The organism is Nocardia sp. NPDC059154, from assembly GCF_042755705.1.
Taxonomy (GTDB): domain Bacteria; phylum Actinomycetota; class Actinomycetes; order Mycobacteriales; family Mycobacteriaceae; genus Nocardia.
Genome location: NZ_JBHZCS010000170.1, coordinates 1 through 3,938, shown reverse-complemented (window position 1 = coordinate 3,938; position 3,938 = coordinate 1). Strand labels below are relative to the sequence as shown.

Here is a 3,938-nt window from a genome sequence, read left to right as displayed (position 1 = left end):
CCGATGGTACTGCACTCGACAGGGTGTGGGAGAGTAGGACACCGCCGGAACATCATTCGCGAAGGCCCCCAGCATAAGCTGGGGGCCTTCTGCGTATCTGGGGTACCTACGCGTATCCCGGGTACATATGGATAGGGTATGGATACACAGGAGGCTCCCAGCGGACAATCAGTTCTGATGGGGCCGGGAAGACAATGATCGACAGCATGATTCACCAGCTCGCGCCACAGCGGCCGGCCGACCAGGCCCGCCGGTTCCGGTGGGCTGCTCTGTGGCTGCCCGCCACCTACAGCTATGTGGGTCTGCTGCTGCTGGGCGCCGTGGCCCTGACCATGGTCAGCGCGCCGCGGGAGTCGCGAATCGTGTTGCATGCCAGCACGAACCTGAACAATCTGACCGAGGGCCGCCTCGGCACGCTGTTCTCGAGCGCCTTCCTGGTGGGTGAGGGCGCGGCGACGGTGTTCCTGATCGTGCCGATGCTGGCCTGCCTGCTCGCCTTGGCGGAGCGCCGATTCGGGACCGTGAAGCTGGTGCACACCTTCTTCGTCGGCCATGTGGGCGCGACCGTGCTGGTGGCGGTGGGCCTGTGGGTGGCGGTGCAGTCGCAGCTGGTGCCGGGCAGTATCGCGATGGCCGAGGACGTCGGTGTCAGCTATGGCGCGATGGCCGTGGTGGGTGCGCTGGTGGCGGTGCTGCCGCCGCATCGCCGGTGGGTGTGGGCGAGTACCTGGCTGGCGTTCGCGCTGGGCGGGGTGGTGCTCTGGCACACCTTCACCAATGTGGGTCACTTCCTGGCGCTGTGCCTGGGTCTGGGTATCGGGCGGTTGACGATCCGCCGGCAGGGCGGGGCGGTGCGGCCGTTGAATGTGCCGGAATACCTGTTGCTGGCGGGCGGTTCCGTTTTTGCCTGCCTGATGCTGCTGGGCTGATGCCCGGTCACTAGACTCGACCGGTGCGCCTTGTGATTGCTCGTTGCCAGGTCGATTACGTTGGCCGTCTGACCGCCCATCTGCCCATGGCCCGTCGTCTGCTCATGATGAAGGCCGACGGTTCGGTGCTGGTCCATTCCGATGGCGGCTCCTACAAGCCGCTCAACTGGATGAGTCCGCCGTGCTGGCTGGAGGAACGGGAAACCGATTCCGAGACAACCCAACTGTGGGTGGTGTCCAACAAGGCCGGCGAGGAACTGCGCATCACCGTCGAGGACATCGAGCTGGATTCCAAGCACGAGCTGGGCGTCGATCCCGGGCTGGTGAAGGACGGCGTCGAGGCGCACCTGCAGGAGTTGCTCGCCGAGCACATCGAAACCCTCGGTCCGGGTTACACCTTGATCCGCCGCGAGTACATGACCGCCATCGGCCCGGTCGACATCCTGTGCCGTGACGCCGACGGCGCGACGGTGGCAGTGGAGATCAAACGCCGCGGTGAGATCGACGGCGTCGAACAGCTCACCCGCTACCTCGAACTCCTCAACCGCGACCCGCTGCTGGCTCCCGTCGCGGGCGTCTTCGCCGCCCAGCAGATCAAGCCGCAGGCCAAGACCCTTGCCGCCGACCGCGGCATCCGCTGCCTCACACTGGATTACGATGCCCTGCGCGGCACCGACTCCAGCGAGTTCCGGCTGTTCTAACCTCGATACCATGCCACGCCGGAAGCCCCGCCCCAAGGACTCGGCGCGATCCCACTCGGACCCGCGCCCCCTGGGCGACGTCTTCGGCCGCACCGAGCACGGTCCCGGGACCGACGAGACCTTCGTCGTCCGCACGGTCCCCGGCACCCGCGCCACCAAGCCCTACCGCTGCCCCGGCTGCGACCACGTCATCCCACCGGGCACACCGCACATCGTCGCCTGGGCAGTCCACGGCGGCGAAGACGATCGCCGCCACTGGCACACCGGCTGCTGGAACGGCCGCAACACCCGCACCATCACCCGCCGCTGGTCCTGAGCCCCGGGAGGCACAAACGAATCGTGCTGGCGCCGAGTGCGTTCGGGGCGGTCTCGGTATCGATGAGCGGGACAGTTCCCGCTTCGGCGGACGTCACCTCCGTGGTCGTGCGCCAAGGCTCGCTCGTCAACGGCTCCAACGGGTTTGCATAAGGAAGGCCGCTTCCCCCGGAGGGGAAGCGGCCTTCGAACGGATGCGGGTTGTCGCCCGGTCGGTGAATTAGCTGGAGACGTCAGCGTTCTCGCGCTCGTCGACGATCTCGTCGTCTTCGCGAGCGTCGGCGATGGCCTTGCGGCCGCTCTTCTGGATGGAGCGCTGTTCCGGTGCGCCGTCGAGCAGTTCGCTCTCGCGGTTGACGGCGGCGAGCATGGCCGGGACCGAGTCGAGCTGGCCGCGGATACCGAGCAGCTGGGCCAGGACGCGGCCGCGGAGCACACGCATCTCCTCGGCAAGTTCCTTGGCGTGCGCGATCTTTCGATCCGCGGTGTTGGTCGCCGAGGTGATGAGGCGGTTGGCCTCGTCGGTGGCGTCCTTGATGCGCTGGGCGGCCTCGGCGCGCGAGGTGGCCTCCAGCTCCTCCATGGCGCGGGTCAGCTTGGTGCGCCGCTCCGCCATGGTGACCTCGAAGTCCTGCTGCGTGGCCTTGCGCTTGGCCTCGGACTCCTTGGTGAGGCGGTCGGCCTCGGCATTGGCGGCTTCGACGATCTTGGCGGACTCGGAGCGGGCGTTCGCGAGAGTCTGCTCGAACTCGATTTCGAGCGCTTCGCGCTTCTCCTTGGTCTCGGAGAGGAGCGATTCGTACTTCCCACGCATTTCGGTGGCCTGCTGCTCGGCAATCGAGATCATCTCGGCGGCCTCGGCCTGCGCCTGGGCGCGGACCTCGGAGGCCTCATCCGAGGCCAGACGCAGCATGCGGGAGATGCGATCGGACATGCCTTCGGCGGTGGTCGGCGGCACCGAGAGCCGGTCGACCTCCTTACGGAGCTCGTCGATCTCGTCCCGGGCATCCTCGAGCTGGGCCGCCAGGTTGCGGGCCTGGGCTGCAGCGGCATCGCGGTCGGTGGCGGTGACCCTCAGCTCGGCATCGAAACGGTCGAAGTAGTTACGCACCTCGTCACGGTCATAGCCCTTCCGCACAACGGTAAAGGGCAGCGCGACGAAGCGATTACGATCGGGCTCAGTGGACGACATGACCCACAAACTACAGCCTGACGACACCCGATGGTGACCCGACCGCGAATGTTGTTACGCCCTCTTTAGGAGGGCGGAACACGGTACTAGTGGGTAGTTTTCGCGGCCGGTTCGACGAGTTCCACCAGCACACCGCCAGCATCCTTGGGGTGGATGAAATTGATGCGGGAACCAGCGGTGCCGCCGCGCGGCTCTGCGTACAGCAAACGCAGGCCCCGTTCCCGAAGTTGCGCGGAAACAGCCTCGACATCGGTGACACGATACGCGAGCTGCTGCAGGCCAGGCCCGTTTCGGTCGATGAACTTCGCGATCGTCGACTCCTCGTTGAGCGGAGCCAGCAACTGCAGAGCGACCGAGCCGGCCGGAGTGCCGGGCACGGACAGCATGGCCTCGTGCACGCCCTGCGCCTCGTTGATCTCGCGATGCGTCTCCACCATGCCGAGATTGTCCCGGTACCAGGCCACCGCCGAATCGAGATCTGGCACAGCGATTCCGACGTGATCGACGGCGGTGACGTATTCCGACGGGATGAATCCGGTGTTCTCTGCGTTGCTCACACCAGTGACGGTAGCGCGCCCCTCGGAAGGATGCCGGAGCGCCGCACGTTACCTTTGAGTACGGCTCCGATGGTTGGCGGAGCAGTCACCAAACGACGTAAGCGAGGCTCATCGTGACCACCACCTCCGTCATCGTCTCCGGCGCGCGCACCCCGGTGGGCCGGCTGCTCGGATCGCTGAAGGGCTTCAGCGGCTCCGACCTGGGCGGGTTCGCCATCAAGGCGGCGCTGGAGAAGGGCGGGGT

The 3,938-nt window shown here is 66.5% G+C and carries 5 protein-coding genes and 1 pseudogene; 4 read left to right on the top strand and 2 right to left on the bottom strand.

The window, feature by feature from the left end:
* The first annotated feature begins 206 nt into the window (after positions 1-206).
* The 3 genes from ACFXN1_RS51435 to ACFXN1_RS51425 are packed head-to-tail and all read left to right on the top strand — an operon-like array spanning position 207 to position 1,946.
* Positions 207-929 carry a rhomboid-like protein gene (locus ACFXN1_RS51435; protein ID WP_379405775.1) on the top strand — a complete coding sequence of 241 codons (723 nt, stop codon included), beginning with the start codon at positions 207-209 and terminating at the stop codon, positions 927-929.
* Between the two features lie 23 nt (positions 930-952).
* A complete protein-coding gene (gene nucS, locus ACFXN1_RS51430) occupies positions 953-1,630 on the top strand; it encodes an endonuclease NucS (RefSeq protein ID WP_354850151.1) in 678 nt (225 codons plus the stop codon).
* 10 nt (positions 1,631-1,640) lie between these two features.
* Positions 1,641-1,946, top strand: coding sequence for an ATP/GTP-binding protein (locus ACFXN1_RS51425; protein ID WP_354850154.1), 306 nt, complete (start codon positions 1,641-1,643; stop codon positions 1,944-1,946).
* A gap of 219 nt (positions 1,947-2,165) precedes the next feature.
* Here the strand turns inward: ACFXN1_RS51425 and ACFXN1_RS51420 are convergent, their stop codons facing one another.
* Positions 2,166-3,137, bottom strand: a complete 972-nt coding sequence (locus ACFXN1_RS51420) for a hypothetical protein (protein WP_379446621.1) — start codon at positions 3,135-3,137, stop codon at positions 2,166-2,168.
* Positions 3,138-3,223: 86 nt separating this feature from the next.
* Entirely contained in the window at positions 3,224-3,694 is a 471-nt protein-coding gene (mce, locus tag ACFXN1_RS51415) for a methylmalonyl-CoA epimerase (RefSeq protein ID WP_379446620.1), read from the bottom strand.
* A 113-nt stretch (positions 3,695-3,807) separates the two neighbouring features.
* On the opposite strand from mce, the pseudogene ACFXN1_RS51410 reads away from it, so the two are divergent.
* Positions 3,808-3,938, top strand: a pseudogene (locus ACFXN1_RS51410) (acetyl-CoA C-acyltransferase); the annotation flags it as partial.

Excerpts from the sequence above, each read along its gene's own strand:
- ACFXN1_RS51435 (WP_379405775.1), top strand. The coding sequence starts at position 207 with ATGATTCACCAGCTCGCGCCACAGCGGCCGGCCGACCAGGCCCGCCGG.
- ACFXN1_RS51425 (WP_354850154.1), top strand. The coding sequence starts at position 1,641 with ATGCCACGCCGGAAGCCCCGCCCCAAGGACTCGGCGCGATCCCACTCG.
- ACFXN1_RS51420 (WP_379446621.1), bottom strand. The coding sequence starts at position 3,137 with ATGTCGTCCACTGAGCCCGATCGTAATCGCTTCGTCGCGCTGCCCTTT.